This is a genomic window from Litchfieldella xinjiangensis (assembly GCF_000759345.1).
Classification (GTDB): Bacteria; Pseudomonadota; Gammaproteobacteria; order Pseudomonadales; family Halomonadaceae; genus Litchfieldella_A; species Litchfieldella_A xinjiangensis.
Genome location: NZ_JPZL01000004.1, coordinates 490,962 through 506,731, shown reverse-complemented (window position 1 = coordinate 506,731; position 15,770 = coordinate 490,962). Strand labels below are relative to the sequence as shown.

Annotated in this window: 18 protein-coding genes; 7 read left to right on the top strand and 11 right to left on the bottom strand. The window is 59.3% G+C overall.

The window, feature by feature from the left end:
- Window positions 1–79: 79 nt before the first annotated feature.
- Entirely contained in the window at window positions 80–1,147 is a 1,068-nt protein-coding gene (gene rlmM / locus JH15_RS17060) for a 23S rRNA (cytidine(2498)-2'-O)-methyltransferase RlmM (RefSeq protein ID WP_043532493.1), read from the top strand.
- Window positions 1,148–1,150: 3 nt separating this feature from the next.
- Here the strand turns inward: rlmM and JH15_RS17055 are convergent, their stop codons facing one another.
- The gene (locus JH15_RS17055; RefSeq protein WP_043532491.1) at window positions 1,151–1,435 is read right to left on the bottom strand and encodes an antibiotic biosynthesis monooxygenase family protein; all 285 of its coding nucleotides are present in this window, start codon (window positions 1,433–1,435) and stop codon (window positions 1,151–1,153) included.
- 46 nt (window positions 1,436–1,481) lie between these two features.
- Between JH15_RS17055 and tusA the strand changes: the two genes are divergently transcribed.
- Complete coding sequence (gene tusA, locus JH15_RS17050; RefSeq protein WP_043532489.1) at window positions 1,482–1,739, top strand: sulfurtransferase TusA; 258 nt, start codon at window positions 1,482–1,484, stop codon at window positions 1,737–1,739.
- Window position 1,740: 1 nt separating this feature from the next.
- On the opposite strand, the gene JH15_RS17045 is transcribed toward tusA, so the two are convergent.
- Window positions 1,741–2,430, bottom strand: coding sequence for a hypothetical protein (locus tag JH15_RS17045; protein WP_043532487.1), 690 nt, complete (start codon window positions 2,428–2,430; stop codon window positions 1,741–1,743).
- 101 nt (window positions 2,431–2,531) lie between these two features.
- A complete protein-coding gene (locus tag JH15_RS17040; RefSeq protein WP_043532485.1) occupies window positions 2,532–3,962 on the bottom strand; it encodes an MATE family efflux transporter in 1,431 nt (476 codons plus the stop codon).
- Between the two features lie 167 nt (window positions 3,963–4,129).
- On the opposite strand from JH15_RS17040, the gene JH15_RS17035 reads away from it, so the two are divergent.
- Window positions 4,130–4,684 carry an elongation factor P hydroxylase gene (locus JH15_RS17035; protein ID WP_043532483.1) on the top strand — a complete coding sequence of 185 codons (555 nt, stop codon included), beginning with the start codon at window positions 4,130–4,132 and terminating at the stop codon, window positions 4,682–4,684.
- A gap of 22 nt (window positions 4,685–4,706) precedes the next feature.
- On the opposite strand, the gene JH15_RS17030 is transcribed toward JH15_RS17035, so the two are convergent.
- Entirely contained in the window at window positions 4,707–5,186 is a 480-nt protein-coding gene (locus JH15_RS17030; protein ID WP_043532481.1) for a hypothetical protein, read from the bottom strand.
- Complete coding sequence (locus JH15_RS17025; protein ID WP_043532480.1) at window positions 5,186–6,052, bottom strand: TatD family hydrolase; 867 nt, start codon at window positions 6,050–6,052, stop codon at window positions 5,186–5,188. Before JH15_RS17025 ends, JH15_RS17030 begins: the two co-directional genes overlap by 1 nt.
- Before the next feature lie 99 nt (window positions 6,053–6,151).
- On the opposite strand from JH15_RS17025, the gene JH15_RS17020 reads away from it, so the two are divergent.
- The gene (locus JH15_RS17020; protein WP_043532478.1) at window positions 6,152–8,083 is read left to right on the top strand and encodes an ATP-binding cassette domain-containing protein; all 1,932 of its coding nucleotides are present in this window, start codon (window positions 6,152–6,154) and stop codon (window positions 8,081–8,083) included.
- Window positions 8,084–8,120: 37 nt separating this feature from the next.
- On the opposite strand, the gene JH15_RS17015 is transcribed toward JH15_RS17020, so the two are convergent.
- Entirely contained in the window at window positions 8,121–8,579 is a 459-nt protein-coding gene (locus tag JH15_RS17015; protein WP_043532476.1) for a universal stress protein, read from the bottom strand.
- Window positions 8,580–8,692: 113 nt separating this feature from the next.
- Between JH15_RS17015 and JH15_RS17010 the strand changes: the two genes are divergently transcribed.
- Window positions 8,693–9,232: a hypothetical protein gene (locus tag JH15_RS17010; protein ID WP_043532475.1), complete on the top strand. Its 540-nt coding sequence runs from the start codon at window positions 8,693–8,695 to the stop codon at window positions 9,230–9,232.
- On the opposite strand, the gene slyA is transcribed toward JH15_RS17010, so the two are convergent.
- The gene (gene slyA / locus JH15_RS17005) at window positions 9,222–9,680 is read right to left on the bottom strand and encodes a transcriptional regulator SlyA (protein WP_043532474.1); all 459 of its coding nucleotides are present in this window, start codon (window positions 9,678–9,680) and stop codon (window positions 9,222–9,224) included. The genes JH15_RS17010 and slyA overlap by 11 nt on opposite strands.
- Before the next feature lie 78 nt (window positions 9,681–9,758).
- A complete protein-coding gene (locus tag JH15_RS17000; RefSeq protein ID WP_043532473.1) occupies window positions 9,759–10,922 on the bottom strand; it encodes a DUF5924 family protein in 1,164 nt (387 codons plus the stop codon).
- A gap of 236 nt (window positions 10,923–11,158) precedes the next feature.
- On the opposite strand from JH15_RS17000, the gene fadB reads away from it, so the two are divergent.
- Both fadB and fadA read left to right on the top strand, forming a co-directional pair.
- The gene (fadB, locus tag JH15_RS16995) at window positions 11,159–13,309 is read left to right on the top strand and encodes a fatty acid oxidation complex subunit alpha FadB (RefSeq protein WP_043532472.1); all 2,151 of its coding nucleotides are present in this window, start codon (window positions 11,159–11,161) and stop codon (window positions 13,307–13,309) included.
- Between the two features lie 28 nt (window positions 13,310–13,337).
- A complete protein-coding gene (gene fadA / locus JH15_RS16990; protein ID WP_043532471.1) occupies window positions 13,338–14,516 on the top strand; it encodes an acetyl-CoA C-acyltransferase FadA in 1,179 nt (392 codons plus the stop codon).
- A 50-nt stretch (window positions 14,517–14,566) separates the two neighbouring features.
- Here the strand turns inward: fadA and JH15_RS16985 are convergent, their stop codons facing one another.
- The 3 genes from JH15_RS16985 to JH15_RS16975 are packed head-to-tail and all read right to left on the bottom strand — an operon-like array spanning window position 14,567 to window position 15,601.
- Entirely contained in the window at window positions 14,567–15,031 is a 465-nt protein-coding gene (locus tag JH15_RS16985; RefSeq protein ID WP_043532470.1) for a flavodoxin family protein, read from the bottom strand.
- A 15-nt stretch (window positions 15,032–15,046) separates the two neighbouring features.
- Window positions 15,047–15,382, bottom strand: coding sequence for a DUF488 family protein, N3 subclade (locus JH15_RS16980; RefSeq protein WP_043532468.1), 336 nt, complete (start codon window positions 15,380–15,382; stop codon window positions 15,047–15,049).
- A gap of 15 nt (window positions 15,383–15,397) precedes the next feature.
- Entirely contained in the window at window positions 15,398–15,601 is a 204-nt protein-coding gene (locus tag JH15_RS16975) for a putative motility protein (protein ID WP_043532466.1), read from the bottom strand.
- Window positions 15,602–15,770 lie beyond the last annotated feature (169 nt).

Below are 15,770 nucleotides of genomic sequence, written 5' to 3'. Positions count from 1 at the left end.
TAGGTCATCGTCAGGCACCTTTTCGGAAACCCCGGCCAGCAGGCCGGGGTTTTTTCGTTGTATTTCGACAGGACGCCCCATGATTCCTCATCAACTGCTGCTGTATTGCCGCCCTGGCTTCGAACGCGACCTGGCTGAAGAGCTCGGCGACAAGGCGGCAGTGATGGGATGGCAGGGCAGCACGGCGTATACCCCTGATTGTGGATTCGTGCGTTACGTACTGGAAAGCGACCAGGGTGCCAATGGCCTGCATCGTGATATTCCTTTGGAGCAGCTAGTCTTTGCTCGACAAAGTCTGGTTGCGCTGCCGGTTCTGGCGGAACTCCCCCGCGACGACCGCCTCACATCCATTGTTGAACAGGTCGTGGCGAGCGGCTGGAGCTTCGAGTCGGTCTGGCAAGAGACCCCCGATACCAATGATGGCAAGGCACTGAGCGGCCTGGCCAAGGCGTTGGACCGTCCGCTGACATCACTGTTGAAGAAAGCCGGCGCCTTGCGCCGTAAAGCGGGAAAACGCAGGCTTCATCTTTTCTGGAGCCAGGGCGATTGCGTGCAACTTGGCATGAGTTTTCCCGGTAATCGCAGTGAGCATCCCGGAGGCATCCTGCGCTTGCGCGCGCCTCGTGAGGCACCCAGCCGCTCGACGCTCAAGCTCGAAGAGGCTTGGCATGTCTTCGTACCGCGTGACGAATGGGAACAACGCCTTGCGGAAGGTATGCAGGCTGCCGATCTGGGGGCCGCTCCGGGCGGCTGGACCTATCAGCTGGTACGCAAGGGCTTGTATGTCCATGCCATCGATAATGGCCCGATGGACAAGGGAATGATGGCTACTGGGCAAGTCGAACACTTACATGAGGATGGTTTCGTCTGGGAGCCACCGGGCCGACTCGATTGGCTTGTCTGCGATATCGTCGACAAACCGATGCGTGTCGTATCGATGGTCGAACGTTGGCTTGTGCGGCGTTGGTGCAGAGAAGCCGTCTTCAACCTCAAGCTGCCCATGAAGCAGCGCTGGCGGGAAGTCGAGCGCTGTCTGGAACGGCTTCAGACGCAGCTGGACGCGGCCCGGGTGGCGGCTGAGATTCGTTGCAAACACCTGTATCATGACCGCGAAGAAGTCACGGTACATGTGCGTCTGCTGAGCTGATCTTCAGTCGTGCTCGAAAAGGCGGATGTGCTCTTCTTCAACGAGCAAGGGCAGGATACGCTGCATGGCTCGCTCGCGCTCGGCGCTATAAAGCCAATCTTTCCATGCGCGCACGTCTCGCCATTGGGTGACTAGCAGACGTCTATCAGAATGGTGGCGCTCGTGAAGACTCTCGCCGGCAATGAAACCGGACGCATTGATCGAAGCCCGCATGGCATCGCGTGCAGCTCGGTCGTACTCTTCCTCGAGGCCTGGCGTGATACGCCGCTCGATGAGTATCTTGATCATCTCACTCTGCCCTTACTGTTAGCGCTAGACGGAAGGTTCATACTCCATGCCAGACATCACTGAAGCAGACTCATCTTATGATGCCGAGCTCGACACGAGCGGCCTATATTGTCCCGAGCCCATCATGTTGATGCATAACCGTGTCCGAAAAATGCAACCGGGCGAGGTCTTGCGTGTACTCGCCACGGATCCTGCCACGACGCGTGATATCCCCAAGTTCTGCGCATTTCTCGGCCACGCACTGATTCATCAGTCCGAGGCCGAGGGGACCTATATCTACGACATCCAGCTGGGTACGTCTTGAATCAGCGGGTCACCATCAGCGCCAGGGCCTCTAGGGTTGCAGGGTCTTCTTGCTTGATACGGTTGGCGATGATGCGCTGGAAGAAATAGACCACATCGTGACGGCTGTGCCCTGGATAAAGGCAAGCATCTCCCGCGAGAACCGGGGTATTCTCGATACGCTGCTCATCGACCAGTAGAGCTTCGACGTCGCCATTGCTATAAAGGCGCCATCCAAATACCTGCTTCAGTTGCCAGGGCCGATCATCGTTGTCCATGCATAACGCATGTGTACCCAGCGTGTCGGGTAGCTGCTGGATCAACGTAGGCTCCGAGGTCGCCTCATAGTCGAAGTATGCTGCGGCATGCTCCAGTTCGAAGACCTTGTGATCTGGAGGGCTATGGAAGATTTCTTCCGTCTCGGGGTCGCGGTAGCCGACAAAATGACCATGCTCGGGGTCGTCGAGTTGATGGCAAGGTGTCAAGGCTTCCATCCACGGAACCAGCCCTACGATATCGCCATCTTCTTGCATTCCCCAGGCCAGCAAAGGCATGCCATACAGCGTGTCCGGATCAGAGGCGAGGTGATAAAGCATCTCGAGACCGTCCAGCTCCGGGGCCAGTCGAACCAGCCGCCGCCTGGCGAGTTGCCGTTCTCGCATGACTTTCAGGTCAATGACCTGGGCCGTACGGGGGGATAGTGGATTGCCCATGATTACCCTCCTTGAGCATGGTAACGGCGTCGCCTTGCTTCACTATTAGCACAGTCGATCGTTAAAAGTTAAGTCTCCTGTTACCTCTATGTGTAGATAACTTAATCACCGCTTTGACTGGGTTGCAATCGTTGGGCCTCGGCACGGCTGATACGATGCAGGCGAAGGCCCAGCAGTAGCGCCGCCATAGAGAGTCCGGCGATCAGACCGATCCAGTAGCCATAGACGCCGAGCGCAGGGACTGGCGCGCCAGAGCCGCCCATACCGAGCCAATGACCGCCTCCCAATCCGACGACCCAGTAGGCCAGCAATGTGATGATCATGATGATTCGCGTATCTTTGTAGCCGCGCAAGGCGCCTGCCATGTTGACCTGCAGCGAATCGGATATCTGATAGAGGATGGCCAGCCATATCAGTGATACGGCGAGGGCCTGGACCTCCGAATCATGCGTATAAAGCGCCACGACCGGCTCCGCGGCTAGCCACAGGATCAGGTCGTTGGCCAACGCGATGACCAGGCTGACTGCCACTCCGTTCCAGGCCACGAACCGAGCAAGTTCCCCTTGCCCGCTACCCAGGGTATTGCCCACGCGCACTGTCAAGGCCATGCCGAGCGACAGCGGCAGCATGAACAGCAGCGAGGTGAAATTGAGCGCTACCTGATGCGCAGCCACGGTGACTTCACCGAGGCTGGCGATGAACAGAGCGATCAGGGTGAACAAGGTCACTTCGACAAAAATGGCGACTCCAATAGGTAGCCCCACATGCAATAGTTCACCGATCATCTTCACTTGGGGCGGAGTCGGTGCCCGCCATAGCGACACATCCCGATAGGCCCGGCTACGCTGCGTATAGCGAAGCATGGCCAACCCCATGACCCACATCGATAGCGCAGTGGCAATGCCACAGCCCATGGCACCCAGGGCCGGAATCGATTCCAGAGACGCTGGCAAAGCAGTGCCGAACAGAGCGCTGAGCCCTTCGCCGCCATAGATGAGAACGTAGTTAGCGGGGATATTCACGGCCAATCCCACCAGGCTGATCCAGAGCGAGGGCCGGGTATGATTCATGCCGTCGGAGAAGGCACGTAGCGCCTGGAACAGGGCGACGCCAGGCATGCCGAAGGCGACGGCAGCGAGGTAATCAGCCGATAACGCCGCGACCTGTGGCGGGACATTCATCAGCCGGAAGATGGGCGCCACGGCGAACCCTAGTAATAGGCCCGAGAGAATCCCCAGAACCAGCCCGACCCACAGGGCCTGATGAACATTGGCTCGGATTCGGTGAGCCTGTCCGCCTCCCAATAGCTGGGCTACGATGGGCGTAACGCCCATCAGAGTGCCAGTCATGAACAGCATCAAGGGCATCCACAGGCTGGAGCCGACCGAAACGGCTGCCAGGTCGGTAGCACTCAGTCGACCCGTCATGAGCACGTCGGTGGTGCCCATACCCGCCTGGGCGAGCTGCGCCCCGCAGATCGGCAAGGCCAGGCGAATCAACAGCCACGTCTCCTTGCGGCTGCGTGCGATCATTGACGACGAGAGGGGAAACAAGACGTTTTGCTCCTTGTATGAAACGCGCGCGAATGCAGGGACGAGCGCCTGCTCAGCCGGGCAGCTCGGCAGTCTAGCAAGCCGCCCAGTTTTTCGCTCGGCTTCTCCACACTATAATGGTGGGCTTTCCTGCTCTTGGAGTTATCGTGCATCATCGTCTCGACGACATCATCGCCCTGTTCGATGGCGTCTTTTTCCCCACGTATCACACCCGCTTGGTGCGTGGTGATGACGAACCCTTGTACCGTCCGGCGGATCGGCTCGTACGCTACCATCGGATCGTCTTTGCACGGGGGTTTTACGCCAGTGCCTTGCATGAAATCAGCCATTGGTGCATTGCTGGCGAATCACGCCGGCTTAAGGAGGATTACGGTTACTGGTATCTTCCCGATGGGCGCGATACTGAGCAGCAGCGTGACTTCGAATCTGTTGAGATCGCCCCACAAGCACTGGAATCGCTTTTCTCACGGGCGTGCGGGCTGAAATTCAACGTCAGCGTCGATAACCTGGGCGAGGTCGAAGTCGACCGCGAGACGTTCCAGACGCGGGTGGCACAGCGCGCTGAGCGCTACGAGCGTGAAGGACTGCCCAAACGGGCTGCGTCGTTTCGCAGTACGCTGCAGGCCTTTTACCGTGAAGGGCTGACGCAACAGGAAGCGATCGAGCAGGGACGGCAGCGACTCATGATGTCGCCCGCATGAAGCGTCGTCCCTAACTCCTTTGTCACTCGGACTCGTTCAGGCGTTGATGCAGCAGTAGCATGACTTCGACTTCCTGTTCGGGACGCATGGGCTCGAACCCCATTTCCCCGAACATGTCGCCCCGAGCTCGAGACCATTCACCGGGCGTCAGCGAACTGTACAGCGAATCTGCCGGGGCCAATTCGACGAATGGATCGATGCCATAAACATCGAACAACCTCGATAAGGATGCTTCGTCATCGTTGACGCCGGCGGTATATAACGTTTCGCTAAAATGGTCGGTTTCCAGCTCACGTATCACGTCCAGTGGACTCACCCCTAGGTTATCGAGCTCCTCGAGACTGTAATCCCCCAGCGACACCATTTCATTGTCCAGCCAATCACTATCGGGCTGAATCAGGGTGTGCTTGATCCGACCGTCAGGAAGCGACCAGGCGATAGCGAGGGGAAGTCCGCCTTCCTCTCCGGTTTCGATGGCAATGAAGCCGGGCAATTCGGCCATCAGGTATCCTCTTGGGTCGTGGGGAGTTGGAAGAATCGTTGAGCCGTAAGGGTGGTCGCCTGTGCCAACTCTCGTTCACTGACACCCTGCCAATGCGCGATTTCGCGTACGATCCAGGGTAGCAGCGCTGGCTCGTTGCGGCGCCCCTTGAGCTTGGCTGGCAAGTTGCGAGGCAGCAGGTAGGGGCAGTCGGTTTCGACCATCAATCGGTCGAGCGGGATGTTACCGACCAGATCGCGTAAATGATGACCACGACGTTCATCGCAGATCCACCCGGTCAGGCCGATATGCAGGTCGAGGTCGAGATATCCGAAGAGAGTATCGCGGTCGCCGGTGAAGCAATGCACCACCGCTTGGCTAATGTCGTTTCGCCACGCCTTGAGAATGTCGAGCATGCGGCGTCCCGCGTCGCGCTCATGCACGAACAACGGCAGCCCACTCTCCACGGCGAGGCCTAGCTGTGCCTCGAAGGCATGCTCCTGTTGTTCGGGGGTCGAAAAGTTTCGATTGAAATCGAGCCCGCATTCGCCCACGGCAACGACTTCCGCCGCACCATGCAATGTGCGCATCGCCTGGGCCATCTCGGGTGTCCAGTGACTGGCATCGTGGGGATGGACACCGGCGGTGGCATAGAGCCCTGTGTGCTGCTGTGCGAGGCTAACGGCCTGCTCGGCATGCTCCCGGTCGGTACCGGTGAGGATCAACGTATCGACACCGGCGGCCCGAGTACGGGCAATCACGGACTCGATATCGCGGGCAAAGCTCTCATGGGTCAGGTTGGCGCCAATATCCACCAGCGAAGCGGGTGAGCGAAATTGCAGCGCCTCGGGGAGGAAACTATCGTCTGTTTCGTTTGGCTGGGCCACGCGGAGACTCCTTGCGTCAAGACAGCCATTGTACCCAAGGCCACCTCCGCTCGGCCATGCGTTACACTAGGGGCCTTTGATGAATCATGAGGTACACGCGTGACCCTGCTACGTCTGGAACAGTTGCAATTGGCCTACGGCACGCATGTCCTGCTCGACGGTGCCGATCTGGTGATCGAAAAGGGCGAGCGTCTGGCGCTGGTCGGGCGCAATGGCACCGGCAAGTCGACGCTGCTCAGGTTGGTCTCCGGCGAATCCCTGCCCGATGGGGGGAGTATCTGGCGTGCCCCGGGGCTCAAGGTGGGCGTACTTGAACAGGATCTGCCGGCTGCATCCGGTGAAACGATTTTCGACGTGGTGGCACAGGGGCTCCCTGAGGCGGGATCGCTACTGGCTGAGTACCATCATCTCATTTTGGAAGCCGAGCCCGACATGCAGCGCATGGCGCGGCTGCAGACGCAGCTGGAAGCCATTGACGGCTGGTCCTTTCATCAGCGCATCGACACCATCCTGACCCGCCTGGGACTGCCTGCCGATAGTCCCATGGAGGCGCTCTCGGGGGGCTGGCGTCGGCGTGTGGCCCTGGCCCGCGCTCTGGTGGCCGAGCCCGATCTTCTGTTGCTGGACGAGCCGACCAACCACCTGGATATCGATACTATTACCTGGCTCGAGGAGCAGTTGCTTGGCTTCAATGGCGCGGTATTGTTCATCACCCACGACAGGGCGTTCCTGTCGCGGCTGGCAACGACCATCCTCGAGCTGGATCGTGGACGCCTGGGACGCTATCCCGGCGATTACGACAAATACCAGGCGCAGAAGACGCATGAGCTTGAAGTCGAGGCACGAGAGCATGCCGAATTCGACAAGAAGCTCGCCCAGGAGGAGGCCTGGATTCGTCAAGGCATCAAGGCTCGGCGTACCCGTAACGAAGGGCGCGTGCGGGCGCTGGAAAAAATGCGAAATGAACGTAGCCAGCGCCGTGAGCGTCAGGGGCGTGCCAACATCGCGGTGGATAGCGGCGAGCGTAGCGGCAAGCGGGTGGTCGAATTGTCGGGGGTCAGCCAGCGCTTCGGCGATGAGTGGGTGATACGCGATCTCAGTCTGGAATTGCAGCGCGGCGATCGTATCGGTTTCATCGGCAGAAACGGTGCCGGAAAGACCACCCTGCTCAAGATCCTCTTGGGCGCGCTGGAACCTACGGAAGGCAGCGTCAAGCTCGGAACCAATATACAGGTCGCCTACTTCGATCAGTTGCGCGCCGGTCTCGAGCCGGAAAAGACGGTCTACGACAACGTGGCTCAGGGTAGCGATCGAGTCACCGTCGGGGGCAAGGACAAGCATGTCATGAGCTACCTGCAGGATTTCCTATTTACGCCCGAGCGTGCGCGCCAGCCCGTAAAGGCCCTATCGGGCGGAGAATCCAACCGGCTCCTGCTGGCCAAGCTATTCACCCAGCCAGCCAACGTGCTTGTGCTAGACGAGCCGACCAACGACCTGGATGTGGAGACACTTGAGCTTCTGGAAGAGTTGTTGCTCAACTTCGAGGGAACGCTGCTCCTAGTCTCTCACGACCGTGCCTTCATGGACAACGTGGTCACGGGTGTGATGGCGTTCGAAGGTGAGGGGCGCGTGCGCGAATACGTGGGGGGCTATTCCGATTGGGTCCGCCAGGGGGGGAAGCTTCCACCGGCACCGTGGGACTTCGATGCACGGCAAGTTTCCAAGCAAGCCAAGACCCAATCAGCGCCAACCACGCCTGAGCCCGAGCCAAAGGTGACGCCAGCTTCACGTGCCAAACCGGTCAAACTCTCGTATAAGCTGCAGCGGGAACTCGACGGCTTGCCGGCAATTATCGAAACCTTGGAAAACGATGTTGCCAAGCTCGAGCAGCAAGTGGGCGATCCTGCTTTCTATCAGCAGGATGCCGAGGCGGTGACGGCGACCCTGGAGGCCATGAATGCCAAGCAGGCCAAGCTGGATGAGGCCATGGAGCGCTGGATGGAGCTCGAAGCGATGGCCTCGGGAGAATGACCGCGATGACGCCCGTTTCGGGCGTCATCGCCTTGGATCATTCGTCGCTCTTTTCACCGTCGGTACCGACGCGAACGGCCAGTACATCGCAGCGAGCCCCATGCAGGACACCGGTGGACGTCGATCCCAGCAAGAGCGCGAAGCCATGGCGTCCGTGAGAGCCCACCACGATCAGGTCCACGTCATGGTCCTCGGCGAAGCGATGGATCTCGGTGTCCGGCATGCCTACCACGACATACTGGTTTTCTCGGGGAACATTATGCGGATCGGCTATCTCGGCCAGTCGCTGCTTGGCATGATCGTCCAATTGATCCTGGATGCTGGTCAGGTCCATCGGAATATCCCCACCGTAAGCGAAGCCGAGGGGTTCGAGGGTGTGCATGATCGATAGCTTGGCCTGGTTGCGCTCGGCGATCGGCAGCGCCCGCTCAAGCACTCGCTGGGAGTCCTTGGTAAGGTCGACTGCAACCAGAATATGGCGATATTCATTGCTCATGGGACTCTCCCGATTGGTTAACCTATGATGCCCCTCACTCTAGGCGGGGTCATGCTCGAGAACAACGATCCATATCAACGTTTTGCTTCTTACGCATTGTTTTGGAGGCTGGGATGGAGTGGTTGATCATCGTACTGGTGCTGATGTTCGTGATTGCCCCGGTCATGTGGCTCAAGCCCAGCCCCCGGCAGGCGCGAGTCTCACGGCTGCGCACTACAGCGACACAAGAAGGCGTGACGGTCAAGCTGGCCAAGCCGCCACTGCATGAGGTACGGGGGACGATGCCGAGCTATCGCTGGACCTATCCACCGCAACGGCCGGGGCCTCGATTCATGCTGGTACGTAACGAGAAGGCGAGCGAGGCGCTGAAAACGTTTCGGCCGGGGTGGCGCTGGCGCATCGAACCGTTGCGTCCCTTACCTGCCGACGCAGAAGACCATCTTGTCATGTTACTGGAACGCTTACCTCAGGATGCTCTCGTACTGGAGTCGGACCGGGAGGCTTTGACCATGTGGTGGTATGAATCGCAGCAGGGTGAGCGATTCGTGGCCTATGCCCAGAGTTTTGCCGCGTTGAGGGATGCATTGGCAGGCAGACCCGACCGGCAAGGAAGTGCACCGGTCGAATCGGGATCGAAAAGCGTCAAGCCTTGATGCCCGAGACATCGCCTTCACGGGCCTGGATATCCAGGCCGTTACGCTCGATGCGGCTGAGCAATTCGTCGAGCTTGGCAATGTCATCGTTATCCAGCCCGCTGAGCATTTCCGCTCGGGCTTCACTGACGATATGATCGATTCGCTTGAGCAGGGGCGTGGCTTCTGCCGTGAGGAAGACGCGTTTGCTGCGACGATCCTGCTCACACGGCCAGCGCTCGATCAAGCCCTGTTCGGCCAACTGGTCGAGGGTGCGAACCAGCGAAGGGGCTTCGACACCGATAGCCCGGGCCAAATCGCATTGAGGCTGACCGTCTCCTAAATGCCAAAGATGATAAAGAGTGATCCAACGAGTCTGGGTCAGCTCAAGAGGGGCCAGGCGCCGGTCGAGTATCGCGCGCCAGAGGCGCGGCAATCGAGACAGCTTGAAACCGATATTCTGTTGCATGGTGTTCCGTAATCGCTGACTGTTGTTCGAATTGTCCGAACCCCCGTCGTGCAATGCAAGTGCTTGTTTCAGGGCGCGTCAAGATGCCCCTTCTTCACTGGCACCGTTACCAGGTACCAGACGAGGCCAATCCAGGCCCGGCAGACCCGCAGGAGGTGAGATCGTGCCAGTGGCCATACGTGATTCGCTGGCATCCTCATTGACCTCAAAGCGGATCATGCCGATGCGTTGGCCGGACGCCGTCATCACATCAATACGCCAGTCGCCCGACGGATCCTCAGGAAAGTTACGCTTGTGGGACCAGGCGCGATAGCCCTGTTGTCGCCCGCCGCGGATTTCCAGCGGGACGCGGTCCACGAGTCCACCCCGATAGCGCCACTCGTGATAGACCGTTTCACGCAGCCCGCGTGGGGCATGGATTGCGGTATACGCATAGAGTCCGCTGCGTCGCACTTCATCTGTTTGCAGGCGAAGGCTGCCGCGTGGGCGTCTTTCTTCGACATCGAACCCAGGGGATAGTGCACTTCCGCTGATCCATAGCGTAGCGGGAGGTACCCAGGCTCTGCCCACCCAGCCCAACGTGGCCAAGAGCCCCAGCAGGGTGATCAGAGCGAGCCAGCTCCTCACCCGTCTGGGACGGATCAGGTGCAACAGGCTCGGCAAGCTGAAGACCACCATGACCAGCAGGGCATAGCGCAGGCTCTCACCGGTCGTCAGATGCAGCATCAGCGGCAGTACCACCAGCATGACCACGAATACGCATTGCGCATGGAAGGCGAAGTAGATCCAGCGATGGCGCTCGGCGAGCCTGAAATAGAGAGGATCGAGAATCGCCAGGACCGCCATGGCCATGATCAGAACCGTGAAGAGTGCCTGCCCACTGGTCCAGACGGTCGTCGCAAGCAGGAAGGGCAGGCTGAAGAAAAGGGTTTCCTGGTGAATCATCTGGGCGATGAAGGTGGTAACTGTCCGAGGCGGCGAAGGGTAGCCAAAACGGGCAAGCACCCGGCTAAGAAGGCTTTCCGTGAGTAGCAGGACCCAGGCCAGCAACATGGCCAGCGCCAAGGCAGCCCCTAACCATTGTTGACGCTCAACCAGAAAGAAGCTGGCGACACCTGCACCAAAGGCGATGGGAGGCCATAGCCATAAGAAAGGCCGAAGACGTTTGACCAAGCGTTCTGCGGTGCCGGTTATCGCCTGGAAGCGAGCGAACCAGGCATTGGCTGCCCGATGTGAACTCATGTCTGGAGCATTGTCTGAATCCGGGTGTCGCATGAGTACCAGGACAGTTACAGAAATGCCGCGCATCCTAGCAACTGAGCTTGGCGAGGGGGAGTCGCTTCAAGGCGACACGCGGCACTTGCCTCGGCGGATGTTAGACGATGGCCTAGCGACGCTGGGGTTGACGCCAGGAGCAAGCTGGACCAAGCTAACCAGCAATCAAACGCCCGTATGAATCTTTCTGTGGAGATGCGTGGATGATCTACCAAGGCAATGCCATTTCGGTGGCGACCAACGGCGATGGCATCGCTACGCTCACCTTCGACCTGAAGGACGAGTCCATCAACAAGTTGTCCGGGGCCGTCGTGACGGAACTGGGTGATGCCGTCGAGGCATTGCAAAAAGAAAAGGGCATCAAGGGCCTGGTTATCGCCAGCGCCAAGGATGCGTTCATCGTCGGCGCGGACATTACCGAATTCCATGGCATGTTCGAAAAGGGCGATGATGAAATCTTGGCAATGCTCGAGCATGTGCATGGCATTTTCAATGCCATCGAGGACCTGCCTTTCCCTACCGTGACAGCGCTCAACGGATTGGCCCTGGGCGGCGGCTGCGAAGTTGCCTTGACGACCGACTTCCGTGTGATGAGCGAGTCGGCTCGCATGGGACTGCCGGAAACCAAGCTGGGCATCCTCCCGGGTTGGGGGGGATGCGTACGCCTGCCTCGCATGATCGGTGCCGATAACGCCATCGAGTGGATCGCTGGCGGTACCGAGAACAAGGCTGACGCAGCACTCAAGATGGGCGCTGTAGACGTTGTGGTGCCTGGCGATCAGCTCGAAGCAGCGGCATTGGATATTCTTCTGCGCGCCAACCAGGGTGAGCTCGACTATCGGGCACGCCGGGAAGACAAGCAAGGCCCGCTCAAGCTCAATGCCATCGAACAGATGATGGCCTTCGAGACGGCCAAGGGCTACGTTGCTGGCAAGGCGGGCCCGCACTATCCGGCGCCCATCGAGGCGATCAAGGTCATCCAGAAAGGGGCCGGCGAAGGCCGGGCCCGGGCACAGGCCATCGAGTCCAAGGGCTTCGCCAAGCTGGCCAAGACCGATGTCTGTTTCAATCTGGTAGGCCTCTTCTTGAACGATCAGGTCGTCAAGAAAAAGGCCGGTCAGTACGAGAAAAAGGGTGGCAAGGTCGCCCAGGCTGCCGTACTCGGCGCAGGTATCATGGGGGGAGGCATTGCCTACCAGAGTGCTTCCAAGGGCACGCCGATCCTGATGAAGGACATCAAGGAAGAGGCGCTCGAACTGGGTCTGAAGGAAGCGCGTAAGCTCTTTTCCAAGCAAGTCGAGCGCGGCAAGCTCAACACCGGCAAAATGGCCGAACAACTCGCCAATATCCGGCCCACGCTCTCCTACGGCGATTTTGGTCATGTCGATCTGGTCGTCGAGGCCGTAGTCGAAAACCCCAAAATCAAAGATGCCGTCCTGACCGAAGTCGAAGGGTTGATTGGCGATAACGCCATACTCACCTCGAACACCTCGACCATCTCGATCAATCGCTTGGCACAGAACCTCAAGCGCCCCGAGAACTTCTGTGGCATGCACTTCTTCAACCCGGTACACCGCATGCCGCTGGTGGAGGTCATCCGGGGCGAGAAGACATCAGACGCCGCGGTTGGCGCTACCGTCGCCTATGCTCGCGCCATGGGCAAGACCCCGATCGTGGTCAATGACTGCCCGGGGTTCCTGGTCAATCGCGTGCTCTTCCCTTATTTCGGAGGCTTCAGCTTCCTGGTGGAGCAGGGCGCCGATTTCCAGCGCGTCGACAAGATCATGGAAAAATTCGGCTGGCCGATGGGGCCAGCCTATCTGCTCGATGTGGTCGGCATGGATACCGCCGTACATGCCAATGAAGTCATGGCAGAAGGTTTCCCGGAGCGCATGGCCCGCGATAGCAAGACCGCGATCCAGGTGATGTACGAGAACGATCGTCTGGGCCAGAAAAATGCCAAGGGCTTCTATGCCTACGAGGAAGATCGCAAGGGCAAGCCGAAGAAGGTCAGCGACGACCAGGCATATGCACTGGTCAAGCAGGTGGTGAAAGAGCAAAAGGAACTTAGCGACGACGAGATCATCGCGCGCATGATGGTGCCGCTATGCCTGGAAACCGTGCGGTGTCTTGAAGATGGCATCGTCGGCACCCCCGCCGAGGCAGACATGGCATTGATTTATGGTATTGGCTTCCCTCCGTTCCGTGGTGGTGCACTACGCTACATCGATGCCACCGGCGTAGCCGAGTTCGTCGCGCTGGCGGATCGCCTGGCCGACGAATTGGGGCCGCTCTATGCGCCGACCGACAAGTTGCGCCAGATGGCCAAGTCCGGTGAACGTTTCTACGCCTGAACCACCACGCTTTTAGGAGAATTTGCAGATGAGTTTGAATCCCAGAGATATCGTGGTGGTCGACGGTGTGCGGACTGCCATGGCCAAGGCCAAGAATGGGGCGTTTCGAAACGTCCGTGCTGAAAACCTGTCGGCTTCCGTGATGCAGGCGTTGTTCGATCGCAACGCGGGGCTCGATCCCAATGAAGTGGATGATGTGATCTGGGGCTGCGTCAACCAGACACTCGAGCAGTCCATGAACATCGCACGCAACGCGGCGATTATGACAGGGATCCCCCGTAGTGTGCCGGCGCAGACGGTGAACCGGTTGTGTGGTTCCTCCATGACGGCGTTGCACATTGCGGCCGCCAATATCAAAGCCGGGATGGGGGACTTCTATATCATCGGTGGTGTCGAGCACATGGAGCACGTGCCGATGGCCCATGGTGTCGACGTCAACCCCGCCGCCAGCAAGTACGCGGCCAAGGCGGCCATGATGATGGGCCTTACCGCGGAGCTGCTAAGCAAGATGCATGGCGTCACCCGGGAAGACCAGGACAAGTTCGGTGTACGTTCCCATCAGCGCGCCTATGCCGCCAACCAGCAGGGCTACTTCGATAACGAAATCGTTGGCATCGAAGGGCATGATACGCAAGGCTTCAAGCGCCTCATCAAGCATGATGAGGTGGTACGCATCGATGCCAGCCTCGAAGAGATGGCCAAGCTTAAGCCGGTCTTCGACCCGCGCAGTGGCACGGTCTCTGCAGGAACGTCATCGGCGCTGTCGGTAGGTGCCTCGGCGATGGCCGTGATGAGTTACGAGCGCGCTCAGGCTCTGGGCCTACAGCCAATCGCCAGAGTGCTTTCTACCGGGGTGGCAGGGTGTGATGCCTCGATCATGGGCTACGGGCCGGTGCCCGCTTCGAAGAAGGCGCTCAAGGCGGCCGGGTTGTCGTCGAAGGATATCCAGACTGTCGAGCTGAACGAGGCGTTCGCCGCACAGGCAATCCCCGTTCTCAAGGATCTTGGCTTCTACGATGCCATGGATGAGAAGGTCAATCTCAACGGTGGTGCCATCGCTCTGGGGCACCCGCTGGGGTGTTCGGGGTCACGTATCTGCACCACGCTGCTCAATGTGATGCAGCAGCAGGATACGACGCTGGGTCTGGCCACCATGTGTATCGGCATGGGGCAGGGAGTAGCCACGGTTTTCGAGCGCTTGAAATGACCTGACGTCGGTCGTCATCCTCAACGGCACCCTCGGGTGCCGTTGTCGTATCAGATCACGCCGTTATCCAAGGCTGCCGCCATGTACAAGCCCAACTCCTCGGCTTGATCGACAAACGCTGCCTGCCATTGCCCGCGCAAAATCAGCGGCTCCTGCGCCCATTGCCAGCGTAGTCCGGTAACGATGCTCTGGACGGCACGCTGGGTCCCGGTGCCGTCGTGGCCAGCACGGATATACAGGGCACACGGCAGCCCTTGAGTCTCTTCCAGTAGCGGGTAATAGCATCGATCGAAGAAATCCTTCAGCGCGCCGCTCATGTAGCCCAGGTTCTCGGGCGTGCCCAGAAGAATGGCATCACAACGGCGAACGTCCTCTGGTCCTGCGTCGAGGGGTGAAACCACGACGACCTCGACGTTCTCGACATCTTCATGACGAGCTCCTCGCTCCGCGCTTTCCAATAGTCGTCGGGTATTGGGCGAAGGCGCGTGGGCCACGATGAGTAGCCGTCGGGTCATTAGTGCACCTCTACGCTATTGATCGAAATCCTGGAGAAAGCAGGGGGGCGAACTGAGTGTATCGCCATCAGCCTGGCGATCCTCTTCTGCCAGTTCGGCGAGTAACCTATTGCGAAGAGCGTCAAGCGAAGGGGCCGGCAGGGGGTGGGCGGTCAGTAGAGTGAGACGGTCTTGACGGGCCAGCCGCATGAGCGCGACCTGACCCGATGATGCCGGTGTTTCCGGAACCCACTCGGTCAGCGCCAGCGCGGCGGACGACAGGCTTTCAGGCCATGTCGTATCCACCAGAACCCTGGCGCCATCCTCGCCGATGTCACTGTACAGGGACTTGATCCGGATATCGTAGGACATGGCAACGAGCCAGGCTCAGGCGTAAGTATCGATCTGGGTACCCACGGAGCCATCCGTTGCCAGGCGCGATTGCGTCGTGGCCGACTCCATCAGGGCGGTGACCTGGGTCTGCTGTGTATCCAGCGCTTCCCGGAATATCTGCATCTGCGCTTGTTGTAGGGTCTGCGCCTGCTGCATGACCAGTGACGCACTGACGGCACTATTGACTGAAGGATCCATGGCATCATCCTGAGTGTAGGGAGTCATGTAACGCTATCAGGGGCCACGAAGCGAGGCAACTCGTCGATATCACGCTACTTCACCGGTACGCGCGACACGCAAAAGGGCTGGGACCCAAGGCTCACTGGCTGGCAATGCGATTGACAGCCAAGGACTTCTCTTCGAATGT

What these genes read in the sequence shown, in the direction of transcription:
- rlmM (WP_043532493.1), top strand. Translation starts at nt 80, where the DNA reads ATGATTCCTCATCAACTGCTGCTGTATTGCCGCCCTGGCTTCGAACGC.
- JH15_RS17055 (WP_043532491.1), bottom strand. Translation starts at nt 1,435, where the DNA reads ATGATCAAGATACTCATCGAGCGGCGTATCACGCCAGGCCTCGAGGAA.
- tusA (WP_043532489.1), top strand. Translation starts at nt 1,482, where the DNA reads ATGCCAGACATCACTGAAGCAGACTCATCTTATGATGCCGAGCTCGAC.
- JH15_RS17045 (WP_043532487.1), bottom strand. Translation starts at nt 2,430, where the DNA reads ATGGGCAATCCACTATCCCCCCGTACGGCCCAGGTCATTGACCTGAAA.
- JH15_RS17040 (WP_043532485.1), bottom strand. Translation starts at nt 3,962, where the DNA reads ATGATCGCACGCAGCCGCAAGGAGACGTGGCTGTTGATTCGCCTGGCC.
- JH15_RS17030 (WP_043532481.1), bottom strand. Translation starts at nt 5,186, where the DNA reads ATGGCCGAATTGCCCGGCTTCATTGCCATCGAAACCGGAGAGGAAGGC.
- JH15_RS17015 (WP_043532476.1), bottom strand. Translation starts at nt 8,579, where the DNA reads ATGAGCAATGAATATCGCCATATTCTGGTTGCAGTCGACCTTACCAAG.
- JH15_RS17010 (WP_043532475.1), top strand. Translation starts at nt 8,693, where the DNA reads ATGGAGTGGTTGATCATCGTACTGGTGCTGATGTTCGTGATTGCCCCG.
- slyA (WP_043532474.1), bottom strand. Translation starts at nt 9,680, where the DNA reads ATGCAACAGAATATCGGTTTCAAGCTGTCTCGATTGCCGCGCCTCTGG.
- JH15_RS17000 (WP_043532473.1), bottom strand. Translation starts at nt 10,922, where the DNA reads ATGAGTTCACATCGGGCAGCCAATGCCTGGTTCGCTCGCTTCCAGGCG.
- fadB (WP_043532472.1), top strand. Translation starts at nt 11,159, where the DNA reads ATGATCTACCAAGGCAATGCCATTTCGGTGGCGACCAACGGCGATGGC.
- fadA (WP_043532471.1), top strand. Translation starts at nt 13,338, where the DNA reads ATGAGTTTGAATCCCAGAGATATCGTGGTGGTCGACGGTGTGCGGACT.
- JH15_RS16985 (WP_043532470.1), bottom strand. Translation starts at nt 15,031, where the DNA reads ATGACCCGACGGCTACTCATCGTGGCCCACGCGCCTTCGCCCAATACC.
- JH15_RS16980 (WP_043532468.1), bottom strand. Translation starts at nt 15,382, where the DNA reads ATGTCCTACGATATCCGGATCAAGTCCCTGTACAGTGACATCGGCGAG.
- JH15_RS16975 (WP_043532466.1), bottom strand. Translation starts at nt 15,601, where the DNA reads ATGGATCCTTCAGTCAATAGTGCCGTCAGTGCGTCACTGGTCATGCAG.